Source organism: Actinospineispora eucalypti, from assembly GCF_039543365.1.
Lineage (GTDB): Bacteria > Actinomycetota > Actinomycetes > Mycobacteriales > Pseudonocardiaceae > Pseudonocardia > Pseudonocardia eucalypti.
Genome location: NZ_BAABJP010000055.1, coordinates 1 through 14,430, shown reverse-complemented (window position 1 = coordinate 14,430; position 14,430 = coordinate 1). Strand labels below are relative to the sequence as shown.

Below are 14,430 nucleotides of genomic sequence, written 5' to 3'. Positions count from 1 at the left end.
TACTTACCGGCAGGTCTACCTGTTTCTCACCTGGGCTCCGCGCCGAGGTCGCGATGACAGACGTTCGATCAAGGAAAGGCGTCTTTGGTCGCGACCTCGGCGGTGCGACGACGAGGCCAATACCGGCGCGGGGCCGGTTACAAAGATTGCTTGGACGGCGCAGTCGGGGCGGTCTTCCGCCGTTGGTGACGGCCTGTTGCGGCTGGTCAGAGCGCGGACGGCCAGCAGTTACGGACGGTAACTACCGGTTGGTAACCGAAGACTCCTCGACAGCCACTCCCTTGTCGAGGGCTACACCAGCGCCAGAGCGGCCCACCCGCCTGAACGCAACGGGCGGAGCTCCGCCGGCGTCAGAATGCCCCGCCGCGCCGTCCAAGCGATCTTCAGAACCGGCACCGAGCACCGGTGCGGCCGGCCTACTCCCCGAGAAGGGCGGCGGCGTAGCGGGCGCCGGGGTCGGTGAGGGCGCCCTGGCGGAACGCGGTGTCCAGGGCGCGGCGCATTCGCGGGTCCCAGAACGAACGGATGTGCGCGGCGATCGCCGCGCCGGCCTGGTCGGCGGGCTTGTGCGCGAAGTGCCGGGCGATGTCGTCCATCAGGCGCAGCACCGGGTCGGGGCCGTGCTCAGTCACCGGCCACCGCCATCGGCCTGCTCCCCCGGCCCGCCCGCGCGGCCTCCCGGTCCCCGGTCAGCGCCACCTGCACGGCGGTGACCTTGTACTCGGGGCAGTTGGTGGCCCAGTCGGACTGGTCGGTGGTCACCACGTTCGCGCCGGTCACCGGGTGGTGGAAGGTCGTGTAGACCACGCCGACCGGCATCCGGTCGGCCACCGTGGCGCGCAGCGTGGTGTGCCCGACCCGGCTGCTCAGCGTGACCATGTCGCCGTCCTCGATGCCCCGCACCTCGGCGTCGTGCGGGTGGATCTCCAGCAGGTCCTCCGGGTGCCAGGCCACGTTGGCGGTGCGCCGGGTCTGCGCGCCCACGTTGTACTGGCTCAGGATCCGGCCGGTGGTCAGGATCAGCGGGAAGCGCCGGGTACTGCGCTCGCGGGTCGGCACGTAGGCGGTCTCCACGAACCGTCCCTTGCCCCGCACGAAACCGTCCACGTGCATGATCGGCGTGCCGTTCGGCGCCTTCTCGTTGCACGGCCACTGCACGCTGCCCACCCGGTCCAGGTGCTCGAAGGACACCCCGGCGAAGGTGGGCGTGGTCAGCGCGATCTCGTCCATGATCTGCGCCGAGTCCTCGTAGCTCATCGGGTAGCCCATCGCCTGGGCGATCTCGCAGATGATCTCCCACTCCTGCTTGCCGGTGCGCGAGGTCATCACCGGGCGCACCCGGTTGATCCGCCGCTCGGCGTTGGTGAAGGTGCCGTCCTTCTCCAGGAACGAGGTGCCGGGCAGCAGCACGTGGGCGAACTTGGCGGTCTCGTTGACGAACAGGTCCTGCACCACCACCAGGTCCAGCGCGGCCAGCGCGGCGTGCACGTGCTGGGTGTTCGGGTCGGACTGGGCGATGTCCTCACCCTGTACGAACAGCGCGCGGAACGACCCGTCCAGCGCCGAGTCGAACATGTTCGGGATGCGCAGGCCCGGCTCGTCCAGCACCGGCGTGCCCCACAGCGACTCGTAGATGTCGCGCACCGACTCGTCCGCCACGTGCCGGTAGCCGGGCAGCTCGTGCGGGAACGAGCCCATGTCGCAGGACCCCTGCACGTTGTTCTGCCCGCGCAGCGGGTTCACCCCGACCCCGTCCCGGCCGATGTTGCCGGTGGCCATGGCCAGGTTGGCCATGCCCATCACCATGGTCGAGCCCTGGCTGTGTTCGGTGACCCCGAGGCCGTAGTAGATCGCCGCGTTGCCACCGGTGGCGTACAGCCGGGCCGCCGCGCGCAGCTCGGCCGCCGGCACGCCGGTGATCGGCTCCACCGCCTCCGGGCTGTGCTCCGGGCGGGCGATGAACGCCTCCCACTCCGCGACGCCCTCGCACCGCGCGTCGACGAACTCCCGGTCCACCAGGCCCTCGGTGACCACCACGTGGGCCAGCGCGTTCACCACGGCCACGTTGGTGCCGGGGGCCAGCGAGAGGTGGTGCTCGGCCCGGATGTGCGGCGAGCGGACCAGGTCGATCCGCCGGGGGTCGATCACGATCAGCTTCGCTCCGGCGCGCAGCCGCCGCTTCATCCGGGAGGCGAAGACCGGGTGCCCGTCCGTGGGGTTTGCCCCGATCACCATGATCACGTCGGCCTCGGCCACCGACTTGAAGTCCTGGGTGCCGGCGGAGGTGCCGAAGGTCTGCTTCAGGCCGTAGCCGGTCGGCGAGTGGCAGACCCGCGCGCAGGTGTCCACGTTGTTGTTGCCGAACGCCGCCCGCACCATCTTCTGGACGACGTACACCTCCTCGTTGGTGCACCGGGACGAGGTGATGGCGCCGATCGAGTCGCGGCCGTAGGAAGCCTGGATCTCCCGCAGGCGGCGGGCGGTGAACCCGATGGCCTCCTCCCAGGAGACCTTGCGCCACTCGTCGGCGATCGAGTCCCGCACCATCGGCTCCAGCACCCGGTCCGGGTGCGAGGCGTAGCCGAAGGCGAACCGGCCCTTGACGCAGGAGTGCCCCTCGTTGGCGCCGCCGCCTTTGTACGGCACCATCCGGACCAGCTCGTCCCCGCGCAGCTCAGCCTTGAACGAGCAGCCCACCCCGCAGTACGCGCAGGTGGTGATCACGCTCCGGGTGGGCATGCCCAGCTCGACGACCGTCTTCTCCTGCAGCGTGGCGGTCGGGCAGGCCTGCACGCAGGCGCCGCAGGAGACGCAGTCCGACTCCATGAACGGCACGCCCGCGCCGGCCGCCACCTTCGAGTCGAAACCCCGCCCGTCGATGGTCAGCGCCAGCGTGCCCTGCACCTCGTCGCAGGCCCGCACGCAGCGGGAACACACGATGCACTTGGACGCGTCGAAGTCGAAGTACGGGTTGGAGGTGTCCTTGGGGGCGTCGAGATGGTGGGCCGGCGCCGAGCCGTCACCGGAGCCGGAGCCGTAGCGGACCTCGCGCAGCCCGGTCACCCCGGCCATGTCCTGCAGCTCGCAGTCGCCGTTGGCCGAGCAGGTCAGACAGTCCAGCGGGTGATCGGAGATGTACAGCTCCATGACGCCCCGGCGCAGCTTGGCCAGCTTCTCGGTCTGCGTGCGCACGACCATGCCGGGAGCCACCGGGGTGGTGCAGGAGGCCGGCACGCCCCGCGCGCCGTCGATCTCCACCACGCACAGCCGGCAGGACCCGAACGCCTCCAGGCTGTCCGTGGCGCACAGCTTGGGGATGTCCACGCCGGCGTGCTTGGCCGCGCGCATCACCGAGGTGCCGGGCGGCACGCTCACCGGCATGCCGTCCACGGTGAGCTCGACGGTGGCCGCGCCCGGGCGGGCCGGGGTGCCGTAGTCCGGTTCCTTGAGCAGGCTCATTGGACTGTTCCTCCCAGGCCAGCGACGGGGTCGGCGCCGAGACCGGCTCCAGCGAAGTCTTCCGCGAAGTGCCGCACGGCGCTGCGCACCGGCATGGGCGTCAGCCCGCCCATGGCGCACAGCGAGCCGTCGGTCATCAGCTCGCACAGGTCGTCCAGCAGCACCAGGTTCTTCTTCCGGTCCGCATCGTTTCCGCCCGAGCGGATGCGGTCGATGGTCTCCACCCCGCGCACCGCGCCGACCCGGCACGGGGTGCACCGGCCGCAGGACTCCTCGGCGCAGAACTCGAAGGCGAACCTGGCCATGGCGGCCATGTCGACGGAGTCGTCGAACACCACGATCCCGCCGTGCCCGACCATCGCCCCGGCCTCGGCGAACGCCTCGTAGTCCATCGGGAGGCCGAACTGCGCAGGCGGCAGGTAGGCCCCCAACGGGCCGCCCACCTGCACCGCGCGAACCGGGCGGCCGGACGCGGTGCCCCCGCCGAACGTGTCCACCAGCTCGCCCAAGGTCACGCCGAAGGCGGTCTCCACCACGCCGCCCCGGGCCACGTTCCCGCCCAGCTGGAACACCTGGGTGCCCCTCGATCGGCCGACGCCCAACGCCGCGAAGGCCGCCGCACCATCCGCCATGATCGCCGGCACCGAGGCCAGCGAGAGCACGTTGTTGACCACGGTCGGCCGGCCGAACAGGCCCTCCAGCGCCGGGATCGGCGGCTTGGGCCGGACCATTCCGCGCTTGCCCTCCAGGCTCTCCAGCATGGAGGTCTCCTCGCCGCAGATGTACGCCCCGGCGCCCACCCGCACGTGCAGGTCGAACCGGGCGTCCGAGCCGAGCACCCGCTCCCCCAGCCAGCCGTGCGCGTAGCCGATCTCGATCGCCGAGCGCAGCGTGGCCACCGCGTCCGGGTACTCGGAGCGCACGTACACGTAGCCCTCGGTGGCCCCCACCGCGTAGCCGGCGATGGTCATGCCCTCGATCAGCGCGAACGGGTCACCCTCGATCAGCATGCGGTCGGCGAAGGTTCCGGAGTCGCCCTCGTCGGCGTTGCAGCACACGTACTTCTGGTCCGCGGCCGCGCCCAACACCGTCTTCCACTTGATGCCGGTGGGGAAGCCGGCGCCGCCCCGGCCGCGCAGGCCGGACTCGGTCACCTCGGCGACCACCTCGGCCGGGGTCATCTCCAGCGCCCGGCGCAGCCCGGCCATGCCGCCGTGCTCGGTGTACGCCCGGGCGGACAGCGGGTCGGTCACCCCCACCCGGGCGAAGGTCACCCGCTGCTGGCCGCGCATCCACGGCAGCTCCTCGACCGGGCCGTGGCCCAGCTCGTGCGGGGCGCCGTCCAGCATGCCGGCCGCGACCAGGCCGTCCACGTCCTCGGGCCGCACCGGCCCGTAGCCGACGCGGCCGGCGATGTTTCCGTCGGGCGCCCGACCCAGCGCGCCGGCTCCGCCGGCGGTGTCTCCGTCGGGCGCCGAACTGGGCGCCCGACCCAGCGCGCCGGCTCCGCCGGCGAGTTCCACCTCGACCAGCGGTTCCAGCCAGAGCATGCCGCGCGAGCCGGTGCGCACGATCTCGGCGTCCGGCACGAGCGCCGCCAGCCGCTCGGCCACCTCGTCGGCTCCGACCGACCGCGCCGCCGAGTCCCTCGGTACGTAAAGCTTCACCGGGCCTCCCCGAGCAGCGCGTCCAGCCGGGCCGGGCCGACCCGCCCGTGCAGCCGGCCGCCCACCTGAACCGCCGGCCCCAGCGCGCAGTTGCCCAGGCAGAACACCTCGTCCAGGCTGACCGCGCCGTCCGCCGTGGTCTCCCCGAAGCCGACGCCGAGGCGGTCACGGGCGTGGTCGGCCAGCTCGTTCGCACCGACCGCCTGGCAGGCCTCCGCGCGGCAGATGCGCACCGTGGTCCGGCCGCCCGGCTCCCGCCGGAAGTCCCGGTAGAAGGTGACCACGCCGTGCACCTCGGCGACCGACAGGTTCAGCTCCTCGGCCAGCACCGGCACCACGGCCGGGTCGACGTGGCCGAACTCGGCCTGTACCGCGTGCAGGATGGGCAACAGCGCGCCCCGCTCTTCGCGGTGTTCGGCGACGATCCCTCGCACCCGCCGCTCGGTGGTCTCGCCGGTGAGGCCAACTGTCATAGCCGAACTCTGACCGTTGTATACAGTCGCCGTCAAAGCACTCTTGGCTATGGGTTGATAAACGCGGTTTATCAGTCCGGCCGGTCGACCGGGCGCAGGTGCCCGCGCAGCACCGCGTTCAGCTCGGCCCGCACGTCGACCGCCGCCGCCACCTCCAGCAGCGCCCGGGCCAGCATCGGCTCCGGGTCGCGGTCGGCGAGGACCAGGCCGACCCGGTGGGAGTGCGGCGGCGCGGCCATCGGGATCACCCGCATGCCGGCCGGCACGCCGAACATGTGCAGCCAGGCGTGCGCGATGACCGTCGACCACCGGCGGGTGCCCACGTGCGCGTACAGCACGGACACCGCGTCCGCCTCCACCGAGGGCAGCACGCTGGCCCCCGCCTCGGCGAAGTTGCGGTCCAGGATGCGCCGGTTCTGCATGTTGGGCGCGAGCAGGCACATCTCGGTGTCCGCCAGGTCCGCCCAGCCCACCTCGGCCCGGCCGGCGAACGGGCCGTCCTCCGGGGTGAGCAGCAGGTAGCGCTCCCGGTAGAGGGGGACGGTGCGCACCGCGCCGAGGGGCTCACCGTCCACGTAGGTCATCCCGACGTCCAGCTCGAACTCGGCCAGCCGGCGCACGATCTCCCGGGAGGACAGCGACTCCAGGCTGATCCGCACCCGGGGGTGGTGCAGCCGGAACGGCTCGGTGAGCAGCGAGGACACCGTGAGCGCCGTCGGGATGGCCCCGATCCGCAGCTGGCCGGTGAGCCCCTCGCGCAGCGCGGACAGTTCCTGCAGCAGGCCGTCCTGGTCGGCCAGCATGCGGTGCGCCCAGTCGACCACGCGCTCGCCCTCCGGGGTGAACCCCTCGAACCGCCGGCCGCGCAGCACCACCTGCACGCCCAGCTCCGCCTCCAACCGCCGGATGCCCGCCGAGAGCGCGGGCTGGGAGACGTGACAGGCGTCCGCCGCGCGCGCGAAGTGCCGCTCCTTGGCGAGCGCGGCGAGGTACTCCAGCTGGCGAAGCAGCACGCCCGCAGCCTAGTGCGGTCACCGCAAAGTCATAACGCTGAGTTGTTGCACCGGGCACGTACATCGTACGTTCGGCGGATTGTCCACACCCGTTGAATGCGGGGATGCTCGACCCATGACAACGATGTCGGCCGATCTCTCGGACATCAGCTTCTGGGCCGAACCGATCGAGCGGCGGCACGCCGGCTTCGCCGAGCTGCGCGACCGCCCCGGGCTCCCCTTCTTCACCGAACCCAAGGTCGCGATGTTCCCGCCGGGTCGCGGCTTCTACGCGCTGACCCGGATGGACGACGTGCTGACCGCGAGCCGGACGCCGGCCCTCTACACCTCCGGCCAGGGCGGCACCGTGGTCACCGACATGCCACCCGAGCTGCTCGAGTTCACCGGGTCAATGATCAATATGGACGACCCGAGGCACGGCCGGCTGCGCCGCATCGTGTCCCGGGGCTTCACCCCGAAGATGCTGGACGCACTGACCGAGAACGTGTCCCGGGTGGCCACCGAGATCGTGGACGAGGTCATCGAGCGGGGCGAGTGCGACGCGGTCGCGGACATCGCGGCCAAGCTCCCGCTGACCATCATCTGCGACATGATGGGCATCCCGGACAGCCAGCGCCGGCTGGTGTTCGACCGCACCAACCTGCTGCTCGGCGCCCAGGACCCGGAGTACGTGCCGAACCTGGACGGCCTCTACCTGGCCGCCTTCAACGCGGCCAACGACCTGGCCAACCTGATGCGCGAGCTGGCCGCGGAACGCGCCGAACACCCCACCGACGACCTCACCTCGGTGCTGCTGAACGCCCGCGTCGACGGCGAGGCGCTGACCCCGGACGAGCTGGCCTCGTTCTTCATCCTGCTGGTCGCGGCCGGCAACGAGACCACCCGCAACGCGATCAGCTGGGGCATCCAGCTGATCACCGAGCACCCCGACCAGCGCGCGCTGTGGCTTGCCGACCTGGACCGGCACACCCCCGGCGCGGTCGAGGAGATCGTCCGCTGGGCCTCTCCGGTGATCTACATGCGGCGCACGCTGGCCGAGCCCGCCGACCTGTCCGGGCAGCGCCTGGAGGCCGGCGACAAGGTGTTGATGTTCTACTGGGCGGCCAACCGGGACCCGAAGTACTTCGAGGCGCCGGAAAAGTTCGACATCCGGCGCTCGCCGAACCGGCACATCGGCTTCGGCGGACCGGGGCCGCACTTCTGCCTGGGCGCCCACCTGGCCCGGCGGGAGATCACCGTGATGTTCCGCGAGCTGCTCACCCGGATCCCGGACATCCACGCCACCGCCGAGCCGGACCGCCTGAAGTCGGCGTTCATCAACGGGATCAAGCGGCTCCCGGTGACCTTCAGCCACTGAAGACTTACCTGCACGCCTGCCGGTAGCCGGCGCTATCCTGGCCCGGTGAGCAGTCCGGCCTCCGCGCGCGCCCCCCGCCGCACCCAGGAACAGCGCAGCGCCGCCACCCGCAGGCTGATCCTGGACGCGACGGTGAGATGCCTGGCCGAGCACGGTTACGGGGGGACCACCACCGTGCGGGTGGTCGAGCTGGCCGGGGTGACCAGGGGCGCACTGGCCCACCACTTCGCGTCCAAGACCGACATGGTGGTGGCCGCCGTCGGCCACATCGCCGCGTCCCGTACCCAGGAGCTGCTCGGCGCGATCGAGCGGGCCCAAGCCGCCGACGACCCGATCGAGGCCTGCCTGGACCTGATCTGGTCGCTGCACCAGGGGCCGGTGCTCACCGCGGTACTGGAGCTGTGGGTGGCCGCCCGGACCGAGCCCGACCTGGGCCGCCGGGTGAAGATCATGGAGCAGAGCACCTCCGGCTCGGTGGTCGAGTTCACCCGGCGGCTGTTCGGCCGGGGCAACGACCCGGCCATCCTGCACGCGGTCTACACCGCCGGGGACGCGGTCCGGGGCATCATGCTCGGCAAGCTCGCGCTGCCCGGTTCGGATGCCGAGTACGACGCCCGCTGGCGCCGGGCCAAGGCCGACCTGCGCGTGCTGTTCGAGCACGTCCTCGCCCAGCCGCCTAGCTAGGCGGGGCCGGTTCCACCCGGAGGACGCAGGTGCCCTTGGCGTCCTTGATGTAGACCTTGCCGCCGGACTCGTCGGAGATCCAGCAGTTGGGTGTCGTCCCGGACGAGTTCGGATCGGCCCGCTCGACCTGCATCCACAGCGCGGTGCCTACCGGCGCGTTGAGCGTCTTCGCCCAGTGCCCCTCGATGGTCTCCGGCCCGCACACCGACCCGGTCCCGGAGCCCGGGCAGGTGTAGCTGACTTTCATCGGCTTCGACTCGTCGCCGTCGGTGCCGATCCGCACGTTCATCGAGCTGGCGCCGGGCGGCGCGTTGACCGCGACCGGGCTCGAGCCCGCGCAGGCCGTGAGGGCCAGCGCCGCGCCCGCGATGACTGCCACACGAGAAATGGTCATGAACGACGATGGGCTCGATCACCCCTGCTCAAACATGCGTCACCCGAAAAGAGCCCTACGCGTAGAGCCGCTCGATCTCGTCGCGGTAGCGCTCGTTGACCACCGGGCGCTTCAGCTTCAGGGTGGGGGTCAGCTCGCCGGTCGGCACGTCCCACAGCCGGTCCAGCAGCGTCCAGCGCTTCACCTGCTCCACCCGGGACAGCCCGGCATTGCCCTCGGTGACCGCCCGGTCCACCTCGGCGCGCACCCGTTCGTCGGCCACCGCCTCGGCCGGCGTCTCGGCCGCGATGCCGCGCGCGGCGCACCACTCCCGCCAGCCCAGCGGGTCCAGGGTGAGCAGCGCGACCAGGTACGGCTTCCCGTCGCCGTACACGCACACCGGCCCGAGCAGCGCGGACGCCCCGGACAACGCCTGCTCGATGTTGGCCGGCGAGATGTTCTTGCCGGCCGCGTTGATGATCAGTTCCTTCTTCCGGCCGGTCAGCCGCAGGTAGCCGTCCGCGTCCAGCTCGCCGATGTCGCCGGTGTGCAGCCAGCCGTCCCGGTCGATCAGCTCGGCGGTGGCCGCCGGGTTGTTCAGGTAGCCCGGGGTCATGTTCGGCCCCCGGGCCAGGATCTCCCCGTCCGGCGCGATGCGCAGCTCCACCCCGGGCAGCGCCTTGCCCACCGTGCCGGGGCGGGGCGCGTCGGCCGGGTTGGTGGTCAGCACGCAGGTGGTCTCGGTCATGCCGTAGGCCTCGTAGATGTCGATGCCGATGCCCGACCAGAAGGCCAGCACCTCGGCCGAGAGCGGAGCGGCGCCGCTCACCGCGTACTCCACCCGGTCCAGGCCGATCACGGCGGCGATCCGGCGGTAGACCAACCGGTGCAGCAGGGGGTGCAGCAGCCGGTCAACCAGGCTCGGCGCCGGCCCGCCGAAGGTGGCCCGGCCGACCGAGACGGCCACCCGGATGGCCAGCTGGCCGAGTGCCCGGCGCGCCGCCTTCGGCTCGGCGGCGGCCCGCTCGGCGATGGTTCCGTAGATCTTCTCCCAGATCCGGGGCACGCCCAGGAACACGTGCGGCCGGGCCACCGGCAGCGCCTCGGGCAGCAGCTTGGGGTCGCGCACGTAGTGCACGGTGATCACCTGGCCGATCGCCAGGTAATGGCTGAACATCCGCTCGGCCATGTGCGCCAGCGGCAGGTAGGACAGTGCGACCTTGCCCACCGGGCTCTCCCAGGAGGACTCCTCGAGCTGGCGCCGCACGTCGTCCATCACCCACCGCGCCCCGCCGTGGGTGACCACGGTGCCCTTCGGCGGCCCGGTGGTGCCGGAGGTGTAGACGATGGTCAGCGTGTCGTCCCTGGTGGTCGACGCGCCCGCCTCGACCACCTCGCCGACCCGGTCGGCCAGCTGGGCGGCGGCCTTCTCCACCAGCTCCTCGAACCGGGACACCCCGGCCGGCGGCTGCTGGTCGGCGGGCAGGTCGAGCACCACCAGGTGGCGCAGCGCGGGCAGCTCGTCCCGGATCTCCAGCCACTGGTCCAGCTTCTCCGCGTCCACCACGGCCACCACGGCGGCCGAGTCACCGGCCACGTAGGCCAGTTGGTCGGGCGCGAGCGTGTAGTAGTAGCTGCTGGTGGTGGCCCCGGCGAGCAGCGCGCCGGCATCCGCGAGCACGTGCTCCGCCCGGTTGACCAGGTGCAGCCCGACCAGCTCGCCGTGCCGCACGCCCAGGTCCAGCAGGGCCAGCGCGATCGCCCGCGCGCGTTCCCGGTACTGCGCCCAGGTCAGCCGGCGGTCCCCGTCCACCGTGGCCAGCACGCCGGGGTATTCCTCGGCGTTGCGGTCGATCAGCTCGAGCAGCGTTCCCCGGTCCCGCACGGCGCCTCCCTAGTCGCTGAGCAGGCCGCGCGCGATGTGCGTGACCTGTACCTCGTTGCTCCCCGCGTAGATCATCAGCGACTTGGCGTCCCTGGCCAGCTGCTCGACCCGGTACTCGGACATGTACCCGTTGCCGCCGAACAGCTGGACGGCCTCCATGGCCACCTCGGTCGCCGCCGTAGACGAGTACAGCTTGAGCGCGGACGCCTCGGCAAGGGTCATCTGGCGGCCGGCCCGGCCCATCTCGATGGCCCGGAACACCATGTTCTGCACGTTCAGCCGGGCCACCTCCATCTGCGCCAGCTTGAGCTGGATCAGCTGGAACGAGCCGATCCTCTGGCCCCACAGCTCACGGCTGCGCGCGTAGTCCACGCACAGCCGCAGGCACTCCTCGATGATGCCCAGCGACATGGCCGCGATGCCCACGCGCTCCACGGTGAAGTTGGAGCGGGCGCTCTCCCGGCCGTCCGAGCTGCCGCCGAGCAACTGGCGGTCCGGGTCCAGGTGCACGTTGTCGAAGAACAGCTCGCCGGTGGGCGACGAGTGCATGCCCATCTTGCGCATCGGCTTGGTCTGGGTCAGCCCGGGCATGCCGGTGTCCAGCACGAAGGTGAGCACCTGGCGGCGCCGGCGGTCCGGCTCGGAGCCGTCGTCCAGCTTGGCGTAGACCACGATGGTGTCCGCGTACGGCCCGTTGGTGATGAACGTCTTCTGCCCGTTCAGCACGTACCCCCCGCCGTCCACCGAGCGGACCGAGGTGGTCATGCCGCCGAACGCGTCGGAACCGGAGTTCGGCTCGGTGATCGCCCAGGCGCCGATCTTGTCGAAGGTGAGCAGGTCCAGCGCCCAGCGCTGCTGCTGCTCGACGCTGCCCTTGGACATGATGGTCTGCGCGGCCAGGCCGACGCTGACCCCCATGGCCGCCGTGATGCCCAGGCTCACCTTGCAGATCTCGATGTAGGCCAGCATGGTCGCCGCGTCCTCGGCACTGAGCGACCCGCCCGAGTCGTCCTTCTCCGGTTCACCGGCGGTGCCGGCGTTCTGCCGCTCGATCGACTTGGCGAAGCGGTCCTTGGCCAGCGCGTCCAGGCCGAAGCTCTTGGCCAGCTTGCGGATGATGTCGTACGGCGGCAGGTCGCCGTGCTCCAGCTCGTCGGCGCGGGGCCGGATCTCCTTGTCCACGAAGGCGCGCACGCTGTCCCGCACCAGCAGCTCGGTCTCCGACCATTCGATCACGTCGGCGGCTCCATTCGGTTCGGCCGGGCGCATTCACATACAGCGCTGCCTGTTTTCTCCGGCGGACCGAACGTACAACGTACGAGGGCCACCGGCAACCGATGGAGCGACCTACCGGGGAGCCGCCGGCCGCGGGTACTCGACCGCCGTCAGCCGGGCCGAGGCGGCCCACAGCCGTTCACCGGCCGACTCGTCGTGGGCGCGGGAGATGTACCGGGCGCGCACCGGGTGTCCCCGGAACTCCAGGTTCGGCCCGTAGTACTCGCCCCCGCGCACGGCGGGGTCGGTGGCGGCCCGCAGCGCCGGCTCCGCTCCGCGCGGCGCGGACTGCGCGACGAACGGGGTGACCAGCCCGGTGACCTTGCCGTTCAGCCGGGCCAGCGGGCCGCCCCCGGCCAGGCTCGGGCCGCTGGTCTGCAGCTCGGTCGCGCTGTAGCCGGGGTGGGCGCCGACGCTGAGCACGCCGAGGCCGGCCGCGCGCAGCCGCCGGTCCAGCTCGAGCGTGAACACCGCGTTGGCCAGCTTGGAGGTGCTGTAGGTGAAGTACGGGGTGTAGAACCGCTCGCTCTGCAGGTCGTCGAAGTTGAGCCGGCCCAGCTTGTGCATGAAGCTGCTGAGCGTCACCACGCGGGCGCCCTCGGTGGCGGACAGCAGCGGCAGCAGCAGCCCGGTGAGCGCGAAGTGGCCCAGGTGGTTGGTGCCGAACTGCAGCTCGAAGCCCTGCGCGGTGGTGCGCCGCTGGGGCGGGGCCATCACCCCGGCGTTGTTCAGCAGCAGGTCCAGCCGGTCCAGCCGGCCGGTCAGGTCGGCGGCCAGCGCGCGCACCGAGTCCAGGTCGGCCAGGTCCAGGCTGACCAGCTCCACGTTCGCCCCCGGCACCCGGTCACGCAGCCGGGCGATCGCCGCCGCGCCCTTCTCCGGGTTGCGCGCGGCGAGCAGCACCCGCGCGCCGTGCTTCGCCAGCTCCAGCGATTCCTCGAACCCGAGCCCGGTGTTCGCCCCGGTGACCAGGGCGACCTTGCCGCTCAGGTCCGGGATGTCCGCTGCCGTCCAGTGCGCCATGTCGTCCTCCATGGAAGTGGGCTGCCCAGAGTATGGCACTGAGTGCCAAGTGCAGCGCAATGTGCCCTCACCTACACTCGGAGGCATGACGACCGGTGGCGCGGAGGACCTGCGGTCGCGCACCCGGCGGGCGGTGCGCGCGGAGATCGCCACCGTGGCGCTGGAGCTGTTCCTGCGCAACGGCTTCGAGCGGACCACGGTGGACGAGATCGCGGCGGCCGCGGGGCTGTCCCGGCGCAGCTTCTTCCGCTACTTCCCCACCAAGGAGGACACCGTCCTCGGGTTCGTGCTGGAGCTGGGTCAGCAGCTGGCCGACGCGGTGGCCGCCCGCCCGGCCGCCGAGGACCCGTGGACCGCCCTTCGCGCCGCCTTCGCCGTGCCGCTGGCCGGCTTCGACGCCCGGCCGGACGACGTGCGCGCCCTGCTCCGGCTCATCCACGGCACGCCCGCGCTGCGCGCCCGCCAGCAGGACAAACAGGACCACTGGCGACGCCTGCTCGGCGAGGCCCTGCGCGAACGCGTCGCCTCACCGCTGGAGGCCGACGTCCTGGTGGTGACCGCGCTCGGCGCGTTCGACGTGATGTGCCGGCACTGGCTGGACGCGCAGCGGCCCGACGCCCCCGGCGAGCTGCTGGACCGGCTGTTCGCCATGGTTGGCCCGCGCCGACGGATGAGTGTCCTGAACCAGTCATTGGAACAATCGCGTTAACTCTTAGTTAGATTCCATCGCGAATTGCATCGTCCTATAGCGGGACTGAATCGTTAAACATTCACCCGTATCGACGACAGCGACGCGGCGTGACCTAACTAACAAGGAGTACCGGTTTATTCGGCGACCTTCGCCACAGCGCGCTGACCCGCGACGTCGGCCAGGGGTCCGACCTGGGCAATCTCACGGATGAGCCTGGTCTCCCATGCTTGCGCCGTTCGTTAACGGGCACACAGGATAGGGACCACAAGTTTGCCTACCGACTACCCTCACGGATATCGAGCAGATGCGCGGACCGCACCGGGCGCGGCCGCGACTAGGAGATTTAGAGATGACCGCGACATTTGTTTCCGGACTCGACCAGGCACCGACCGAACACCGAGAACTTCTCGACTGGGTCAGCGAGGTGGCCGAGCTGACCACCCCGGACCGGGTCGTGTGGTGTGACGGGTCGGATGACGAGTGGCGCCGGCTGACCACCGAGCTGGTCAGCGCGGGCACTCTGGTCCGGC

13 protein-coding genes are annotated in these 14,430 nt (G+C 71.3%); 4 read left to right on the top strand and 9 right to left on the bottom strand.

Annotated elements, in window-relative coordinates; all coding sequences use genetic code 11:
* Nucleotides 1-416: 416 nt before the first annotated feature.
* The 5 genes from ABEB12_RS36040 to ABEB12_RS36020 form a co-directional block, all read right to left on the bottom strand.
* A complete protein-coding gene (locus tag ABEB12_RS36040; protein ID WP_345703445.1) occupies nucleotides 417-632 on the bottom strand; it encodes a formate dehydrogenase subunit delta in 216 nt (71 codons plus the stop codon).
* On the bottom strand, nucleotides 625-3,459 hold the full coding sequence (gene fdhF / locus ABEB12_RS36035) for a formate dehydrogenase subunit alpha (RefSeq protein ID WP_185065496.1): 2,835 nt from the start codon (nucleotides 3,457-3,459) through the stop codon (nucleotides 625-627). The genes ABEB12_RS36040 and fdhF overlap by 8 nt, the downstream gene beginning before the upstream one ends.
* On the bottom strand, nucleotides 3,456-5,126 hold the full coding sequence (locus tag ABEB12_RS36030; protein ID WP_185065495.1) for an NADH-ubiquinone oxidoreductase-F iron-sulfur binding region domain-containing protein: 1,671 nt from the start codon (nucleotides 5,124-5,126) through the stop codon (nucleotides 3,456-3,458). The genes fdhF and ABEB12_RS36030 overlap by 4 nt, the downstream gene beginning before the upstream one ends.
* A complete protein-coding gene (locus ABEB12_RS36025; protein WP_185065494.1) occupies nucleotides 5,123-5,599 on the bottom strand; it encodes a formate dehydrogenase subunit gamma in 477 nt (158 codons plus the stop codon). The genes ABEB12_RS36030 and ABEB12_RS36025 overlap by 4 nt, the downstream gene beginning before the upstream one ends.
* A 71-nt stretch (nucleotides 5,600-5,670) precedes the next feature.
* Nucleotides 5,671-6,612, bottom strand: coding sequence for a LysR substrate-binding domain-containing protein (locus ABEB12_RS36020; protein ID WP_185065493.1), 942 nt, complete (start codon nucleotides 6,610-6,612; stop codon nucleotides 5,671-5,673).
* A 115-nt stretch (nucleotides 6,613-6,727) separates the two neighbouring features.
* Between ABEB12_RS36020 and ABEB12_RS36015 the strand changes: the two genes are divergently transcribed.
* Together ABEB12_RS36015 and ABEB12_RS36010 are read left to right on the top strand one after the other, a co-directional pair.
* Nucleotides 6,728-7,969, top strand: a complete 1,242-nt coding sequence (locus tag ABEB12_RS36015) for a cytochrome P450 (RefSeq protein WP_185065492.1) — start codon at nucleotides 6,728-6,730, stop codon at nucleotides 7,967-7,969.
* A gap of 45 nt (nucleotides 7,970-8,014) precedes the next feature.
* Nucleotides 8,015-8,653 carry a TetR family transcriptional regulator gene (locus ABEB12_RS36010; protein ID WP_185065491.1) on the top strand — a complete coding sequence of 213 codons (639 nt, stop codon included), beginning with the start codon at nucleotides 8,015-8,017 and terminating at the stop codon, nucleotides 8,651-8,653.
* On the opposite strand, the gene ABEB12_RS36005 is transcribed toward ABEB12_RS36010, so the two are convergent.
* The 4 genes from ABEB12_RS36005 to ABEB12_RS35990 all read right to left on the bottom strand — a co-directional run bounded on the left by ABEB12_RS36005 (nucleotide 8,646) and on the right by ABEB12_RS35990 (nucleotide 13,209).
* The gene (locus ABEB12_RS36005; RefSeq protein ID WP_185065490.1) at nucleotides 8,646-9,032 is read right to left on the bottom strand and encodes a hypothetical protein; all 387 of its coding nucleotides are present in this window, start codon (nucleotides 9,030-9,032) and stop codon (nucleotides 8,646-8,648) included. The two genes, ABEB12_RS36010 and ABEB12_RS36005, sit on opposite strands and share 8 nt — an antisense overlap.
* Before the next feature lie 70 nt (nucleotides 9,033-9,102).
* Nucleotides 9,103-10,911 (bottom strand): AMP-binding protein, encoded by a 1,809-nt coding sequence (locus tag ABEB12_RS36000; RefSeq protein WP_185065489.1) that lies wholly within the window; start codon nucleotides 10,909-10,911, stop codon nucleotides 9,103-9,105.
* A 9-nt stretch (nucleotides 10,912-10,920) separates the two neighbouring features.
* On the bottom strand, nucleotides 10,921-12,147 hold the full coding sequence (locus ABEB12_RS35995; RefSeq protein ID WP_185065488.1) for an acyl-CoA dehydrogenase family protein: 1,227 nt from the start codon (nucleotides 12,145-12,147) through the stop codon (nucleotides 10,921-10,923).
* 111 nt (nucleotides 12,148-12,258) lie between these two features.
* Complete coding sequence (locus ABEB12_RS35990) at nucleotides 12,259-13,209, bottom strand: oxidoreductase (RefSeq protein ID WP_185065487.1); 951 nt, start codon at nucleotides 13,207-13,209, stop codon at nucleotides 12,259-12,261.
* Nucleotides 13,210-13,294: 85 nt separating this feature from the next.
* Here ABEB12_RS35990 and ABEB12_RS35985 point away from each other — a divergent pair, with 85 nt between their 5' ends.
* Together ABEB12_RS35985 and ABEB12_RS35980 are read left to right on the top strand one after the other, a co-directional pair.
* A complete protein-coding gene (locus ABEB12_RS35985; protein WP_185065486.1) occupies nucleotides 13,295-13,918 on the top strand; it encodes a TetR family transcriptional regulator in 624 nt (207 codons plus the stop codon).
* Nucleotides 13,919-14,249: 331 nt separating this feature from the next.
* Nucleotides 14,250-14,430: hypothetical protein (locus ABEB12_RS35980; RefSeq protein ID WP_345703444.1), on the top strand; the 181-nt coding region annotated here is incomplete at its 3' end.

What these genes read in the sequence shown, in the direction of transcription:
- ABEB12_RS36025 (WP_185065494.1), bottom strand. Translation starts at nt 5,599, where the DNA reads ATGACAGTTGGCCTCACCGGCGAGACCACCGAGCGGCGGGTGCGAGGG.
- fdhF (WP_185065496.1), bottom strand. Translation starts at nt 3,459, where the DNA reads ATGAGCCTGCTCAAGGAACCGGACTACGGCACCCCGGCCCGCCCGGGC.
- ABEB12_RS35985 (WP_185065486.1), top strand. Translation starts at nt 13,295, where the DNA reads ATGACGACCGGTGGCGCGGAGGACCTGCGGTCGCGCACCCGGCGGGCG.
- ABEB12_RS36015 (WP_185065492.1), top strand. Translation starts at nt 6,728, where the DNA reads ATGACAACGATGTCGGCCGATCTCTCGGACATCAGCTTCTGGGCCGAA.
- ABEB12_RS35990 (WP_185065487.1), bottom strand. Translation starts at nt 13,209, where the DNA reads ATGGCGCACTGGACGGCAGCGGACATCCCGGACCTGAGCGGCAAGGTC.